The following is a 15,786-nucleotide window of genomic DNA, read 5'->3' on the forward strand; positions in this document are numbered from 1 at the left end:
CGTGTCAAAACGGCCCTGTTGGAATCGCGATCATCATACCATCGGGGACGGTCGATCAAGCCCGCCGAACGGCATGCCGCATCAGCATGACGTCGCCGGCGACGGTACGTCCGTGGCCCGGTGCACGGCTGCGCCCACTGGCTGACACGCGCCGCCGCACCTGCCGCCGCACCTGCCGCCGTGTCTGTCGTCCTGCCTGTCGCCGCACCAGCTGCTGCGTCTGTTGCCGTGTCTGTCGCCGTGTCTGTCGCCGGCCCCGTCGCCAGACCTCGCCGTCGCGGGCGCGCGGCCGCCGCACCGCGTACCCTGCAACGCACGCGCACGCCACCCGCATCCGCCGCAGGCCACCTCGGCGCACGGCGCTCCGCTATACTGGCCGCGCATCGGCACTTGCCTGTCAGCTGCCTGTCGACTGTCTGTCGGAACAGCCCGAGAAGGTTGCTCGCCAGGCCGTCGAGCCGCGGCGTCAGGCCATGCGCAAGCCCGCCGGGCTGCGGTTGCTCGGCGCGCCAGCCCCGCCAGCGATCGCGGGCAGGCGAGGCCGGCGGCCGCGAACCGGCACGCCGTTCGGTCCGCGCCCGAAGAAGGCCACCCCCTCCGGGGCGTCTCGATGGCCGCAGTGCCTGCGACGCTTCACGGGTCCTTGCCGCGCGTGTCCTTGCCCGCATGCCGGCCACCGGTCGGCGCGGGACGAGGACCGAGCTGCCTGCTTCGCGACCGAGCTGCCTGCTTCGCGACCGAGCTGACTGCTTCACGCATCGCTGCCTTGCCGCTGCCGCGCTTCCGTCCACCCCTTCTTGTCAACGCCCGTCCTGCCGCCGTGAATCCGCTCCTCGATACCCTGCAACCCTACCCGTTCGAAAAGCTGCGCGCCCTCTTCGAGGGCGTCGAGCCGCCGGCCGGCAAGCCGGCGATCAGCTTCGGAATCGGCGAGCCGAAACACGCCACGCCGCAGTTGATCAAGGATGCCTTGGTCGGTGCGCTCGACGGCCTGGCCAGCTACCCGGCCACGGCGGGTTCGCCGGCGCTGCGGCAGGCCATCGCCGGTTGGTTGCAACGGCGCTATTCGCTGGACGCGCTCGACTGGCGCAGCCAGGTGCTGCCCGCCGCCGGCACGCGCGAGGCGCTGTTCGCGATCGCGCAAACCGTCGTCGACTCGCGCAGCGTCGACCGTCCAGTGGTGGTCTGCCCGAACCCGTTCTACCAAATCTACGAGGGCGCGGCGCTGCTTGCCGGTGCCCAGCCGTACTACGCGAACAGTGTGCCGGCCCGCAATTTCGCCTGCGACTACGCTGCGATTCCGCCGGAGGTGTGGGCGCGCACCCAGCTCGTCTATGTCTGCTCGCCGGGCAATCCGACCGGCGCAACCGTGTCGCTCGAAGACTGGCAACGGCTGTTCGACCTCTCGGACCGTCACCGCTTCGTGATCGCGTCCGACGAGTGCTACTCGGAGATCTACTTCGACGAGGCCACGCCGCCGCTGGGCGCGCTGGAGGCCGCGCAACGGCTCGGCCGCGATTGCACGCGGCTGCTGGTGTTCTCGAGCCTGTCGAAACGGTCCAATGTGCCCGGCATGCGCTCCGGCTTCATCGCCGGCGATGCCGCGGTGCTTGCCAGGTTCCTGCTCTATCGTACCTATCACGGGTCGGCGCTGAGCCCGGTGGTGCAGGCGGCCAGTATCGCGGCCTGGGGCGACGAGGCGCACGTCCTCGACAACCGGCGGCAATACGCGGAGAAATTTGCGCGCGTGCAGCCGCTGCTTGCCGAGGTGCTGGACGTGGCGATGCCGGACGCGGGTTTCTATCTGTGGGCGAAGGTCGGGCGCACCGGCCTGGACGACGCGACGTTCGCGCAACGACTCTACGCGTCCGAACACGTCACCGTATTGCCGGGCAGTTTTCTTGCCCGCGAGCAGGACGGTCTGAACCCGGGCGCCGGCTATGTGCGCATCGCACTGGTGGCCGGGCTCGACGAATGCCTGGAAGGCGCGCAGCGCATCGCCGCGTTCTGCCGCGGTCTGCGCTGAGCGGGCCCCGCCAAGCCGTTATAATCGGCGGTTTGAATCGGCAGCCGAGATCGACGGTTGCGATCGACAGTCGAAAACGTCGGTCGAGAGCGTCGGTTGCGCGAGCGCCGGCCGTCGCGGCCGTCGCCTCTGCCTGACCTCGCCGGCGTCCGGCTCCCGGCCGGGCCGGCACGATTCCCTAACATCGACTCCCACGACTTTCGCGGCTTCCGCGACCTGCGCACCATGACCCAGCAATCCGCACAGCAACTCGAAACGATCATCGACCAGGCCTGGGAAGGCCGCGCCGCCCTCTCGCCCAGTTCGGCCGGCGCCGAGGTCCGCGAGGCGGTCGAGGCCGCCATCGCCGGCTTGGACGCCGGCACGCTGCGCGTGGCCGAGAAGCGCGACGGCGGCTGGCAGGTCAATCAGTGGTTGAAGAAGGCGGTGCTGCTGTCGTTCCGGCTGGCCGACAACGTGCCGATGGCGGCCGGCGGCTTCACGCAGTTCTACGACAAGGTACCGAGCAAGTTCGCCGACTACACGCCCGAAGCGTTCGCGGCCGGCGGCTTCCGCGTCGTGCCGCCGGCGCTGGCCCGCCGTGGCGCGTTCATCGCGCGCAATGTCGTACTGATGCCGTCGTACGTGAACATCGGCGCGTATGTCGACGAAGGCACGATGGTCGATACGTGGGCGACGGTCGGCAGCTGCGCGCAGATCGGCAAGAACGTGCACCTGTCCGGCGGCGTCGGTATCGGCGGCGTGCTCGAACCGCTGCAGGCCAACCCGGTGATCATCGAGGACAACTGCTTCATCGGCGCGCGCTCGGAGATCGTCGAAGGCGTAATCGTGGAAGAGAACTCGGTCATCTCGATGGGCGTGTTCATCGGCCAGAGCACGAAGATCTACGACCGCGAGACCGGCGAAGTGACGTACGGCCGCGTGCCGGCCGGCTCGGTGGTCGTGCCGGGCAATTTGCCGTCGAAGGACGGCAGCTACAGTCTGTACGCCGCGGTGATCGTCAAGAAGGTCGACGCCAAGACGCGCGCCAAGACCGCCATCAACGACCTGCTGCGGGGCGAATGATGCTCGACGTCTGGGGCATTCCGAACTGCCAGACGGTGAAGAAGGCGCGCGCCGCACTCGAGGCGCGCGGCGTCGATTATCGTTTCCACGATTTCAAGAAAACCCCGCCGGCCGTCGCCATGCTGCGCGACTGGCTGCGCGACGCGCCGCTCGAAACGCTGCTGAACCGGCGTGGCACGACGTGGCGGCAGCTGAGCGATGCCGAGCGGGCGCAGGCCGAACACACCGACGGCGCGCTCGAACTGCTGGCGGCCAAGCCGTCGCTGATCAAGCGCCCGGTGGTCGTCGAGGAGGGCCGAGTGCGCTCGGTCGGCTTCGACGCGGCGCGCTTCGACACGCTCGGCTGACCGGAGAACCACGATGTCCACCACCCTCGCGCTCACCGAGGCGCTGATCGCGCGCCCGTCCGTCACGCCGGACGACGCGGGCTGTCAGCAGTTGATCGCCGAACGGCTGCGCCCGCTCGGCTTCGTCTGCGAGACGTTTGCCAGCGGCGGCGTCACCAACCTGTGGGCCGTGCGCGACGGCAGCGGCGGCGACTCCGCGCCGCGCCTGATCTTCGCCGGCCACACCGACGTCGTGCCGACCGGCCCGGTCGAGGCCTGGCGCTCGCCGCCGTTCGAGCCGACACGGCGCGACGGCCTGCTCTACGGCCGCGGCGCGGCCGACATGAAGACGTCGGTGGCGGGCTTCGTGGTGGCGCTGGAGGAATTCGTTGCGGCGTCGCCGGCGCACGCCGGCTCGATCGGCCTGCTGCTGACGAGCGACGAGGAAGGCCCGGCGACCGACGGCACGACAACCGTGGTGGAGGCGCTGCGCGCCCGTGGCGAGCGGATCGACTACTGCATCGTCGGCGAGCCGACCAGCGTCGACCGCCTCGGCGACACCGTGAAGAACGGCAGGCGCGGCTCGCTGTCCGGCCGGCTGGTCGTGCACGGCGTGCAAGGGCACGTCGCCTATCCGCACAAGGCGCGCAATCCCGTGCACATGGTGGCGCCGGCGCTGGCTGAACTAAGCGCCACGGTATGGGACGAGGGCAACGCGCACTTTCCGCCCACCACGTTCCAGGTCTCGAACATGCAGGCCGGCACCGGCGCGACCAACGTGATTCCCGGTACGGCGACCCTCGATTTCAATTTTCGCTTCTCGACCGAGTCGAGCGCGGCCGGGCTCGAGCAGCGCGTCGCGGCGATCCTGGCGCAGCATGGGCTGGGCGAGGCGGATTACGAGATCCGCTGGGTGCGCAGCGCCGAGCCGTTCCTGACCCCGGCCGGCGCCCTCAGCGAAGCGCTGACCGATGCGATCATGGCCGAAACAGGCGTGCGCACCACGCTGTCGACCACCGGCGGCACCTCGGACGCCCGCTTTCTGGCCACGCTGGCCGGGCAGGTTGTCGAATTCGGCCCGGTCAACGACAGCATCCACAAAATCGACGAACATGTGGCGCTCGACGCGATCGAACCGCTGAAAAACGTCTACCGGCGCGTGCTGGCGGCGCTGGTCGCCTGAGCGCACGGGCCGGCACGGCCGGGCCGTGCCCTCCCTCACACCGCAAGCGCTACCGCACCGAGCGAACCGATCATGCCCCTTACCGTTTCCAAGCTGCCCTTCTCGACGCCGCGCGATCTACTGCGCTACGCGGTCAGCCGTTTCAACCGCGCCGGCCTGTCGTTCGGACATGGCAACGCCAGCGCGCTCGACGAAGCGGCCTATCTGATCCTGCACACGCTGGCGCTGCCGCTCGACACGCTCGAACCCTGGCTCGACGCCGCCCTGCTCGATGAAGAGATCGACGCGGTGACCGCCTTGATCGACCGCCGCGTGGAGGAGCGCGTGCCGGCGGCCTACCTGACCCACGAAGCGTGGATGCACGGCCAGCGCTTCTACGTCGACGAGCGGGTCATCGTACCGCGCTCGTTCATCGGCGAACTGCTCGAAGACGGGCTGGCGCCGTGGGTCAGCGATCCAGACGGCGTCACAGCGGTGCTCGAACTGTGCACGGGCTCGGGCTGTCTGGCGATCCTCGCCGCGCAGGCCTTCCCGAACGCCGAGATCGATGCGGTCGATCTGAGCGAGGATGCGCTCGACGTGGCCGAGCGCAACGTCGCCGACTACGGCCTGGGCGAGCGCATCGCACTCTACGCGGGCGATCTCTACGCGCCGTTGCCGGCGCGACGCTACGACGTCATCATCGCCAATCCGCCCTACGTCAACGACGCGTCGATGGCGAGCCTGCCGGCCGAGTACCGCAAGGAACCGCGCATGGCACTGGCCGGCGGCGCCGACGGCATGGACATCGTGCGGCGTATCGTCGAGTCGGCCCGCCCGTTCCTGAAGGACGACGGCGTGCTGGTGGTCGAAATCGGCAACGAGCGGCCGTATGCGGAAGCGGCATTCGGCGGCCTCGACCCGATCTGGCTCGCCACCAGCGCCGGCGACGACGCGGTGTTCCTGATCCACGCCGGCGACCTGCCCGACTGAAACGGCTGCCCGCTGCGCGCGGGCTGCCGGTATGATGGTTTCTTTCGACTCGCTGTCGGGTGTCGAACCGTCGGGCCGGCCCTGCCGGCCGCGATGGTGCCCGCGCCGCGGCCAAGGTGACCCGCCGGGGTGCGGCCGCTGCGCGGCGATGCCCCGGCGCGAGCCGGCCCACGACCGACGGCCACGCCCGCGCCGCCTCCTCCTTCGCCATGCACCTGAGTCTGCTCGATGTCGGCTCCCTGCTCCTCTTCATCCACTGGCTCGGCCTCGCCGCAGCCTGCCACGCGGTACTGAGGGCGCGCACCTCGCAAGGCGCGATCGCCTGGGCGGTGGCCCTCGGCACCATGCCCTACCTGACGCTGGTGCCCTATCTGTTTCTAGGCAGCAGCCGCTTCGCGGGCTATATCGACGCACGCCGCTCCGGCAACCGTCAGGTGCGTGCGCGAGCGCTCGGTTCGGATTGGCAGCGCTTTCGGGATGATGCGCTGCGGCCGGCTCAGCGCTCGGGCGAACTGCTCGGTCATCACGCATCGGTCACGCTGGAGCGGCTGACCGGCATGCCGCTGGTCGGCGGCAACCAGGTGCGCACGCTGATCAACGGCGCGGCCACCTTCGACGCAATTTTCGCGGCGATCGCGGCAGCCCGCAGCTATGTGATCGTCCAGTTCTTCATCGTGCGCGACGATGCGCTCGGCGCCCGGCTGGCGACAGCGCTGGCCGAGCGCGCCGCGGCCGGCGTGAAGGTGCACCTACTCTACGACGGCATCGGCTCCCACGACCTGTCGCGTCGCTACGTGCGCGAGCTGCGCGCGGCCGGCGTCGAGGTCCACAAGTTCGCCACCGGTCATTTCATCAACCGCTTTCAGCTCAATTTCCGCAATCACCGCAAGATCGTCGTGGTCGACGGCGAATGCGCGTTCGTCGGTGGACACAACGTCGGGGTCGAGTACCTGGGCGACAAACCGCCGCTGTCGCCGTGGCGCGACACGCATATCGAAATACGCGGCCCGGCGGTCGGCTGCATCCAGTTCGCGTTTCTCGAGGACTGGTACTGGGCCACGCAGCGCGTCGCCGAACTCGCGCATGCCACGCCGGTGGCCGGCGACATGCGCTGCCAGGTGGTAGCCACCGGGCCGGCCGATGCGCAGGAGACCTGCTCGCTTTTCTTCGTCGAGGCGATCAACGCGGCGAAGACGCGCCTGTGGATCACGACGCCCTACTTCGTGCCCGACGAGGCGGTCTTCGCGGCGCTACGCCTGGCCGCCTTGCGCGGCGTCGACGTGCGGGTGCTGATGCCGGCGCGGCGCGACCATCTGGTGGTGTTCTCCGCATCGACGCTGTACGCCCACGATGCGGTGCGTGCGGGTGTGCGCGTGTTCCGCTATCAGCCGGGCTTCCTGCACCAGAAGGTGATCCTGATCGACGACGTCGCGGCCGCGGTCGGCAGTCCGAATCTCGACAATCGCTCGTTCCGCCTGAATTTCGAGTTGACCGTGCTCACCATCGATCGCGACTTCGCGACCGAGGTGCGCACGATGCTGGAAGCGGATTTCGCGCAGTCCAGCGAGATCGCCGCTGCCGAGTTCACCGGCAAGCCCGGTTGGCAGCGCGCGGCGATGCATATTGCACGGCTGTTTGCGCCGATCCTCTGACCGGCATGGCGTCCGCGACGGCGCGCGGCGCAGCGAGGCGCGCCCTGCCTAGAGCAAGGCTTCGATGTCGGCCGCGATCGTGTCGGGCTTGGTGATCGGCGCGTAGCGCTCGACGACGCGGCCATCGCGCCCGATCAGGAACTTGGTGAAATTCCACTTGATGCCTTCGGTGCCGAGCACGCCAGGCGCGCTCGAGGTCAGCCAGCGATAAAGCGGATGCGCCGCATCGCCGTTGACCTCGATCTTCGCGAACATCGGGAACGACACGCCATAGGTCTGGCGGCAGAACGAGGCGATCTGCTCCGCGTCGCCTGGCTCCTGTTTGCCGAACTGATTGCAGGGAAAGCCGAGCACCTCGAAACCACGCGCGGCGAAACGCTGCTGCAGCGATTCCAGGCCGGCGTACTGCGGCGTGAATCCACAATGACTCGCCGTGTTGACGATCAACAGGACCTTGCCTTCGTAGCGGGACAAGGCGATGGTCTCGCCATTCAGCGTCTCGACGCTGAACGAGTACAGTTGACTCACGACGCTCTCCGTAGGTTCGAGGGATAGGCAAAGTGTAAAGGCAGGCTTGCAAACGTGCAGCGCAGCGCACCGGCGCGGCCGGTCGGTGCCGCCGATCCCTTAGAATAGCGGCCTCTTGCAGACACGCGCGCCGGAGCGGCACGCGCGTCTGCCTCACCAGCCGAGGTATCGCGGTGCTCCGCTTCACTGACTTCAGCCTGTCGCGCGGCGTCAAGCCGCTGTTCGAGCATGTCTCGTTCGCGCTCAATCCCGGCGAGCATGCGGGCCTGATCGGCGCCAACGGCGCCGGCAAATCGACCCTGTTCTCGGTCCTGCTGGGCCGCTTGCATCCGGACGGGGGCGATGTCGACTGGCCTGCGAGCTGGCGCGTCGCCCACGTCGCACAGGAGACGCCGGCACTCGACCGCAGCGCGCTCGACTACGCGCTCGACGGCGACGTCGTGCTGCGCGAGATCGAGCAGGACATGGCAACCGCCGAGACTGCCGGCGACGGCCACGCCCTGGCGCTCGCCCACACCGCGTACGCGGACGCCGACGGCTATACCGCGCGGGCCCGCGCCGAAACGCTGCTGGCCGGTCTCGGCTTCACGCCCGACGCGCTTGCGAAATCGGTGGCCAGCTTCTCGGGCGGATGGCGGATGCGGCTGAACCTTGCGCAGGCACTAATGTGCCGCTCCGACCTGCTCCTGCTCGACGAGCCGACCAACCACCTCGATTTGGATGCAATCGTTTGGCTGGAGGACTGGCTGCGCCGCTACCCCGGCACGCTGCTGGTGATCTCGCACGATCGGGAATTCCTCGATGCGGTGACGCAGGTGACGCTGCACATCGAGCAACGGCAGGTCAGGCGCTATGGCGGCAACTACAGCCAGTTCGAGGTGCTGCGCGCGCAGCAGATCGAACTGCAGCAGAGCGCATTCGAAAAACAGCAGAAGACGATCGCACATCTGCAGAGCTTCATCGATCGCTTCAAGGCCAAGGCGACCAAGGCCAAACAGGCCCAGAGCCGGGTCAAGGCGCTGGAGCGGCTGGAGCGCGTCGCGCCGGTGTTGAGCGCGTCGGAATTCACGTTCGAGTTCCGCACGCCGGACGCGGCGCCCAATCCATTGCTGGTGCTCGAGGCGGTGCGCTGCGGCTATCGTGCGGGCCACCGCAGTGAGGGCGGCAGCGAGGGCGGCAGCAGAGACGGCAGCGAGGGCGGCGGCAAGGGCGGGCGCGCGGGCGAGACCGCCATCATCGACAGCGTGACGCTGTCGATCCAGAGTGGCGAGCGCATCGGCCTGCTGGGCGCCAACGGCCAGGGCAAGTCCACGCTGATCAAGACGCTGGCCGGCGTGCTGGCGCCGCTGGCCGGCACGGTGCGCGGCGGCAAGGGGCTGAGCATCGGCTACTTCGCTCAGCACCAGCTCGAGACCTTGCGTGCCGACGACACGCCGCTCGGCGCGCTCGCCCGGCAGGCGGGCGACGCGCGCGAACAGACGCTGCGCGATTTCCTCGGCAGCTTCAATTTCCGCGGCGAGATGGCGACCTCGCCGATCGGCCCGCTCTCGGGCGGCGAGAAGGCGCGGCTCGCGCTGGCCCTGCTGATCTGGCACAAGCCGAATCTCCTGTTGCTGGACGAGCCGACCAACCACCTCGATCTGGAGACGCGCGAGGCGCTGACCGCCGCCCTCGCGCGCTTCGAAGGCACGCTGATCCTGGTGTCGCACGATCGCCACCTGCTGCGCGCCAGCGCGGACAGCTTCCTGTTGGTGGGGGAACGGCGCGTGCGCCCATTCGACGGCGACCTCGACGACTACCGGGACTGGCTGCTGGCGCAGGCAAAGGCGGCCCAGCAGGCCGACAGTGCCGCCGCGGCGGCGGCCGGAGGCGGCGATGCAAGGGGCGACGGACGGGGTGAAACGCGAAGCGACAGCCGCCGCGACGGCCGACGCGCCGATGCGCAGGCGCGTCAGCAACGCAACGAAAAGCGCCGCCCGGTGCAGCGGCGCATCGAATCCCTCGAGAAACGCCTGCAAGCGCTGGGCGAGGAAAAGCGCGCGCTGGACGAAAAGATCGGCGACCCGGCCAGCTATGAGGCGGCCAACAAGGCGGCCCTGACCGACTGGCTCAAGCGCCAGGCCGAAGTCGGTACCGAACTGGAGTCGGTCGAAACCGAATGGCTGGAAGCGCAGGAAGCGCTCGAGGCGCTGGACGCGGGCTGACGCCGCTCCGGCCTGCCCGGCATCCTCGGTATCCCCGGCCAGGCCGCGGCTCGGTCGAGTCGATGCGGACGCTGTCGCCGTGCCACGCCCAGGATGCCGCCCGTGCCGCCCGCGCCGGCCATGGCCGACGCGCGCCGCGGCGCCGCCGCTCTTATTCCAGTGTCTTGACCCGATCGATGGCCTGCTCGAGGCGCTCCACCGGGATCACCTGCAGCCCTTCGGGCGCCTGCTTCGGGGCATTCGCACGTGGCACGATCGCGTGCGAGAAACCCAGCTTGGCCGCCTCGCGCAAGCGGTCCTGGCCGCGCGGGGACGGCCGGATTTCCCCGGCCAGACCGATCTCGCCGAACACCACCAGCCCCTTTGGCAACGGCTTGTTGCGCAGCGACGAATGGATCGCCAGCAGCACCGCCAGATCGGCCGCCGGCTCGGTGATCTTGACGCCGCCGACCGCGTTCAGGAACACGTCCTGGTCGAAGCACGCGATGCCGGCGTGCCGATGCAGGACCGCCAGCAGCATCGCCAGACGGTTCTGCTCCAGACCGACCGCCAGCCGGCGTGGGTTGGGAACCTGCGACGCGTCGACCAGGGCCTGAACCTCGACCAGCAGCGGCCGGCTGCCTTCCTGCGTGACGAGCACGCAGGAGCCGGGCACCTGCTGCTCGTGCTGCGACAGGAACAGCGCCGACGGATTCGACACGCCGCGCAGGCCGCGTTCGGTCATTGCGAACACGCCCAGTTCATTCACCGCGCCGAAGCGGTTCTTGAACGCGCGCACCAGCCGGAACGACGAATGCGTGTCGCCCTCGAAATACAGCACCGTATCGACGATGTGCTCGAGCACGCGCGGCCCGGCCAGCGCGCCCTCCTTCGTCACGTGGCCGACCATCACGATGGTGGTGCCGGACTGCTTGGCCAGACGGGTCAGCTGGGCCGCGCATTCGCGCACCTGCGCGACGGAGCCGGGAGCGGACGTCAGTTGGTCCGAATAAAGCGTCTGGATCGAGTCGATGACGGCGACGCTCGGCCGGTTCTCCTCGATCGCGGCCATCACCGTTTCGAGCTGGATCTCGGCCAGCAGCCGCAGCCCGCCGAGGCCCTCGGCCTCCAGCAGGCCGAGGCGCTGGGCACGCAGCGCAATCTGCGCGTCCGACTCCTCGCCGCTCACGTAGAGCACGCGGCGCGAGCCCGCCAGGTGAGCCAGGGCCTGCAACAGCAACGTCGATTTACCGATGCCCGGATCGCCGCCGATCAGCACCACGCCGCCCGTGACGAGGCCGCCGCCCAGCACGCGGTCGAATTCGCCGATGCCGGTCTCGAAGCGCGGCACTTCGGCGGCGTCGATCTCGGCAAGCATGCGCACCGCACTGCTCTTCGCCAACGGCTTGAAGCGCTGGGTGCTCGGGCTTTCCACCGGCGCCTCGACCATCGTGTTCCACGCGTTGCAGCCAGGGCACTGGCCCTGCCAACGCGGCGTCTGCTGCCCGCACGACTGGCAGACAAACTGTGTCTTGACTTTAGCCATCATGTTCCTGGTTGCATGCACGCCGGCCGGACCGCTTCCGCGCGGCGCGCACCGCATCAGATGGGGGCGGCCGCCTCCAACGCAATGCGGGCGTCGGCCGCCCCGGCCCGCCGTCGGTTCGCCGCGGCGGCCTGCATGATCCCCGGCCAGCGCCGGCACGCCGGCGCCATGCGCGCCTGCCGGCTCAGTCCGCGTGCGTCGGAACCCGCGGCATCACCGCGCACATCAGCTCGTAGCCGATCGTCCCGGCTGCCTGCGCGACGTCGTCGATCGCGACCTGCTCGCCCCAGAGTTCGACGCTCGCGCCCGTCTGCACATCGCCGCATGGCGTCAGGTCCACGGCCAGCATGTCCATCGAGACCCGTCCCAAGGTACGCGTGCGTACGCCGTTGACGGCGATCGGCGTGCCGGTAGGCGCATGCCGCGGGTAGCCGTCCGCATAGCCGCAAGCGACGATGCCCGCGCGAATCGGCTGATCGGCGCGAAACAGCGAGCCGTAGCCGATCGACTCCCCAGCCTCCAGCCGCTGCGTGGCGATCAGGCGCGAAGTCAGCGTCATCGCCGGCCGCAGGTCGGCCGCCGCGATGTCGGCGTGCCGGCCGGTCGGCGATGCCCCGTAAAGCAACACGCCCGGCCGGATCCAGTCGCCATGCGCATCCGGATGCCAGAGCGTCGCGGCCGAGTTGGCGACCGAACGCTCGCCCGCGATGCCGGCCGCGCCATGCTCGAATGCTTCGCACTGTGCGGCGATGCCGATCTCGCCATCGGCGTTGGCGAAGTGCGTCATCAGCGTGATCTGGCCGATCGAGGCGATGCCGCGCGCCCGCTCCCAGGCGGCGCGATAGCGCGCCGGACGGAAGCCGAGCCGGTTCATGCCGGTGTTCATCTTCAAATAGACGTTCAGCGGCCGGTCCAGTCGCGCGGTCTCGATCATGCGCAATTGGTCGTCGCAATGCACGCCGGTGGTCAGGCCGTGGCGATTGATGAGATCGAGGTCGGCGGGTTCGAAGAAACCTTCGAGCAGCAGGATCGGCCCGGCCCAACCCGATTCGCGCAGCCGGACGGCTTCGTCCAGATCGAGCAGCGCGAAGCCGTCGGCCTCGCGCAGGCCGGCGAAAGCGCGCGCCAGACCGTGACCGTAGGCGTTGGCCTTGACCACTGCCCATGCCTTGGTCCCCGGCGCGGCGGCGCGGGCGCGGGCGAGGTTGTGTCGAAGTGCCTGGGTATGAATCGTTGCGGAAATGGGACGCGGCATGGCAGTGATCCGACTGGTGCAGGCGCCGCCGGCGCGGCGGCGCGGAAAAATTCGATCGCAGAGCAAGCAACAAACGACAAGCGGCACGCAACAATCGACTAGCCGCAAGCGGCAGGCGGCAGGCGGCAGGCGGCAAAGCGGCAAGCATCAAAGCGCGGCAGCAGGCGGACAATGTCGCGCACCGCCCCGTCCGACATCGTTCGAAGCGGCCGCCCGGCCGGTGCGGCTGGCCTGTCCCGGCGCCCGCGCCGGTCGAACACCGCCGCGGCATGCGGCAAGGCGAAGCAGCAGCGCAGCCTGCGGCACCGCCAAATGCGCGCCGGAGCGTGCGCGACGGCGAAAGCCGATTGAAACCCTCGCGCCTGCCCGCCTGCCGACCTGGCGCCGCGCGCCCGCCCGGCACACTGCCGAGGCGAAAGCCGTGCCGACAGCAGGCACGCGGATTGCCGGCAGGCATGGTCGAAAACCGGTATTTTCGTGTTATAAAGCCGGGCGCACAACACGTTTCCTCGAGAAATGTCGCCGCACCCGGGTCGCCCTGCGCCACGCAGCGAGCGAGGCTGCGGCAGCAGGCAGCGCGTCGGCCCGTGCCCTGCTCTCGGTGCCGTCGGCGCGAGCGGCACGCGAGCTTGCCGCACTGTCACCCATCATCGGAGGCTTGGTTTATGCTGGCTGTCTTGCCAACGCAGGTCCGCTCGCTCCTGTTTCGCGCTTCGCCCATCACGCCGGGACGCAAGGCGCGCATCGAGACGGTGACGAACACTCGATGAAGAAAGGCTTTCACACCATCATGGCCGCGCAGTTCTTTTCGTCGCTGGCCGACAACGCGTTGCTGATCGCTGCGATCGCGCTGCTGAACGAAGCGCATGCGCCGCAGTGGATGACGCCGCTTCTCAAGCTGTTCTTCGTCCTCTCCTATGTGATTCTGGCGGCCTTCGTCGGCACCTTCGCCGACTCGCGTCCCAAGGGCCGGGTCATGTTCGTGACCAACACGATCAAGGTGGTCGGCTGCCTGACGATGTTGCTCGGCGCCCATCCGCTGCTGGCCTATGGCATCGTCGGCTTTGGCGCCGCGGCCTATTCGCCCGCCAAGTACGGCATCCTCACCGAACTGCTGCCGCCGGAAAAACTGGTGGCCGCCAATGGCTGGATCGAAGGTACCACCGTGTCGTCGATTATCCTCGGCACGGTGCTGGGCGGCGCGCTGATCAGCCCGCACCTGTCCGCGCACCTGCTGGCGCTGAACCTGCCCGGGGTGCTGACCGCCGCGGACTCGGCAATCGTCGTGATCACGGTGGTCTACGTGATCGCCGCGCTGTTCAACCTCGGCATCCCGGACACCGGCGCACGCTATCCGCAGCAGGACCGCAATCCCTTCACGATGGTCCGCCACTTCGCCGACTGCTTCGTGACCCTGTGGCATGACCGGCTCGGGCAGATTTCGCTGGCCGTCACCACGCTGTTCTGGGGTGCGGGCGCGACGCTCCAGTTCATCGTCCTGAAATGGGCCGAGGTCTCGCTGGGCATGACGTTGTCACAGGGCGCGATCCTGCAGGCGGTGTTCGCGATCGGCGTGGCGGTCGGCGCGATGGTCGCCGCGTCCCGCGTGCCGCTGAAGCGCTCGCTGTCGGTGTTGCCGGTCGGCATCTGGATGGGCGCCACGGTGATGCTGATGTCGGTGTTCAGCCGCAACCTGCTGCCGTCCGGCTGGATGCTGCATGCTGGGGCCTGGCAGGTGCCGCCCTACCTGCTGCTGGCCTATGTGTTCCTGATGATCGTCGGCGCGATGGCCGGTTTCTTCGTGGTTCCGATGAACGCGCTGCTGCAGCATCGCGGCTACGTGCTCCTGTCCGCCGGCCACTCGATCGCGGTGCAGAACTTCAACGAGAACCTGTCGGTGCTGGTGATGCTGTGTCTGTATGCCGCGCTGATCCGCTTCAACGTGCCGATTTCCGCGGTGATCGTCCTGTTCGGGCTGTTCGTGTGCAGCGCGATGTGGCTGATCATGCTGCGCCACCGCGCCAACCAGCGCAAGTTCGACGCTGTCGCACTGATCGGCGAGGAACGCCACTAATTCCGTGCGCAACGCGGCGGGCCGTTCACCGCCCGCTGCGTTGCGCACCACAATGCCATGCCCCTCACTTCCGATCCGCACCGTCCGACGGCGCCGGCCCAACCGGACGCCGGACGGCTCTACAGCCTGGTCGAGACGCTGCGACAGCGCGCGCCGCTGATCCATTGTCTGAGCAACACGGTCGTCGAGAACTTCGTCGCGAACGTGCTGCTGGCGCTGGGCGCGGCGCCGGCGATGGTCGTCGACGCCGGCGAGGCGGCGGAGTTCGCGCCGGTGGCAGACGCGCTGTCGATCAATCTCGGCACGCTGACCGAGCCGCAGGCGGTGGCCATGCGCGCCGCGGTGCAGGCCGCGAACGCGGCGGGCCGCCCGTGGGTGCTCGACCCGGTCGCGGTCGGCCATCTGTCGCTGCGCACGCGCTTCGCCCACGAGCTGCTGGCGGTGGCGCCGGCGATCATACGGGGCAATGCCTCCGAGATCATCGCGCTGGCCGGCGCCGCGGGCGGCGGCCGTTGCGTCGAGAGCACGGCGCGCAGCGAGGCGGCCCTGCCCGCCGCGATCGCGCTCGCGCGAGCCCGCGGCGCCGTGGTCGCGCTGACCGGCGAGACCGACTACGTGACCGATGGCGAGCGGGTCGCCGGCTTCGCGAACGGCGACCCGGTGATGCAGCGGGTAACCGGCGTCGGGTGCGCGCTGTCGGCCACCTGCGCGGCATTCGTTGGCATCTGCTCCGACCGCTGGCTGGCCGCCTGCGCGGCGGTCGCCTATACCGGTGTCTGCGGCCAGCTTGCTGCGCGGGCCCACGATGTGACGCCGTCCGCGCAAGCCGGGCCGGATGCGGTGAGCCGCCCCGCGCGGCCCGGCAGCTTCATGCCGTCGTATCTGGACTGGCTGGCCGGCCTGGGCCAGGACGACTTCCTGCGCCTGCTGCGTCCGGCGGATGCCTGACCCAGTGACGGCGGGCGCGCCGCGCCGG

12 protein-coding genes are annotated in these 15,786 nt (G+C 69.2%); 9 read left to right on the plus strand and 3 right to left on the minus strand.

What is annotated here, in order from left to right; genetic code table 11:
- Window positions 1-820: 820 nt before the first annotated feature.
- The 6 genes from dapC (at window position 821) to cls (ending at window position 7,224) form a co-directional block, all read left to right on the plus strand.
- Window positions 821-2,026, plus strand: coding sequence for a succinyldiaminopimelate transaminase (gene dapC / locus BLU54_RS06145; RefSeq protein ID WP_170845045.1), 1,206 nt, complete (start codon window positions 821-823; stop codon window positions 2,024-2,026).
- A 225-nt stretch (window positions 2,027-2,251) separates the two neighbouring features.
- Window positions 2,252-3,091, plus strand: a complete 840-nt coding sequence (gene dapD / locus BLU54_RS06150; protein WP_091906637.1) for a 2,3,4,5-tetrahydropyridine-2,6-dicarboxylate N-succinyltransferase — start codon at window positions 2,252-2,254, stop codon at window positions 3,089-3,091.
- On the plus strand, window positions 3,091-3,438 hold the full coding sequence (locus BLU54_RS06155) for a Spx/MgsR family RNA polymerase-binding regulatory protein (protein ID WP_235837816.1): 348 nt from the start codon (window positions 3,091-3,093) through the stop codon (window positions 3,436-3,438). Before dapD ends, BLU54_RS06155 begins: the two co-directional genes overlap by 1 nt.
- 13 nt (window positions 3,439-3,451) lie before the next feature.
- Window positions 3,452-4,600, plus strand: coding sequence for a succinyl-diaminopimelate desuccinylase (gene dapE, locus BLU54_RS06160; RefSeq protein ID WP_091906127.1), 1,149 nt, complete (start codon window positions 3,452-3,454; stop codon window positions 4,598-4,600).
- A gap of 72 nt (window positions 4,601-4,672) precedes the next feature.
- The gene (gene prmB, locus BLU54_RS06165) at window positions 4,673-5,572 is read left to right on the plus strand and encodes a 50S ribosomal protein L3 N(5)-glutamine methyltransferase (protein WP_091906129.1); all 900 of its coding nucleotides are present in this window, start codon (window positions 4,673-4,675) and stop codon (window positions 5,570-5,572) included.
- A gap of 209 nt (window positions 5,573-5,781) precedes the next feature.
- On the plus strand, window positions 5,782-7,224 hold the full coding sequence (cls, locus tag BLU54_RS06170; RefSeq protein WP_091906131.1) for a cardiolipin synthase: 1,443 nt from the start codon (window positions 5,782-5,784) through the stop codon (window positions 7,222-7,224).
- A gap of 48 nt (window positions 7,225-7,272) precedes the next feature.
- On the opposite strand, the gene BLU54_RS06175 is transcribed toward cls, so the two are convergent.
- Window positions 7,273-7,752, minus strand: coding sequence for a glutathione peroxidase (locus BLU54_RS06175; RefSeq protein WP_091906133.1), 480 nt, complete (start codon window positions 7,750-7,752; stop codon window positions 7,273-7,275).
- Between the two features lie 173 nt (window positions 7,753-7,925).
- Between BLU54_RS06175 and BLU54_RS06180 the strand changes: the two genes are divergently transcribed.
- A complete protein-coding gene (locus BLU54_RS06180) occupies window positions 7,926-9,956 on the plus strand; it encodes an ATP-binding cassette domain-containing protein (protein ID WP_091906135.1) in 2,031 nt (676 codons plus the stop codon).
- Window positions 9,957-10,107: 151 nt separating this feature from the next.
- On the opposite strand, the gene radA is transcribed toward BLU54_RS06180, so the two are convergent.
- Window positions 10,108-11,481 (minus strand): DNA repair protein RadA, encoded by a 1,374-nt coding sequence (gene radA, locus BLU54_RS06185; protein ID WP_091906639.1) that lies wholly within the window; start codon window positions 11,479-11,481, stop codon window positions 10,108-10,110.
- Window positions 11,482-11,665: 184 nt separating this feature from the next.
- Window positions 11,666-12,736 carry an alanine racemase gene (gene alr / locus BLU54_RS06190; protein ID WP_091906641.1) on the minus strand — a complete coding sequence of 357 codons (1,071 nt, stop codon included), beginning with the start codon at window positions 12,734-12,736 and terminating at the stop codon, window positions 11,666-11,668.
- Window positions 12,737-13,502: 766 nt separating this feature from the next.
- Here alr and lplT point away from each other — a divergent pair.
- Together lplT and thiM are read left to right on the plus strand one after the other, a co-directional pair.
- On the plus strand, window positions 13,503-14,810 hold the full coding sequence (gene lplT / locus BLU54_RS06200) for a lysophospholipid transporter LplT (RefSeq protein WP_091906139.1): 1,308 nt from the start codon (window positions 13,503-13,505) through the stop codon (window positions 14,808-14,810).
- Window positions 14,811-14,867: 57 nt separating this feature from the next.
- Window positions 14,868-15,758 carry a hydroxyethylthiazole kinase gene (thiM, locus tag BLU54_RS06205; protein ID WP_091906141.1) on the plus strand — a complete coding sequence of 297 codons (891 nt, stop codon included), beginning with the start codon at window positions 14,868-14,870 and terminating at the stop codon, window positions 15,756-15,758.
- Window positions 15,759-15,786: the final 28 nt, after the last annotated feature.

This window comes from Chitinasiproducens palmae (assembly GCF_900095735.1).
In the GTDB taxonomy this organism is placed as follows: Bacteria; Pseudomonadota; Gammaproteobacteria; order Burkholderiales; family Burkholderiaceae; genus Chitinasiproducens; species Chitinasiproducens palmae.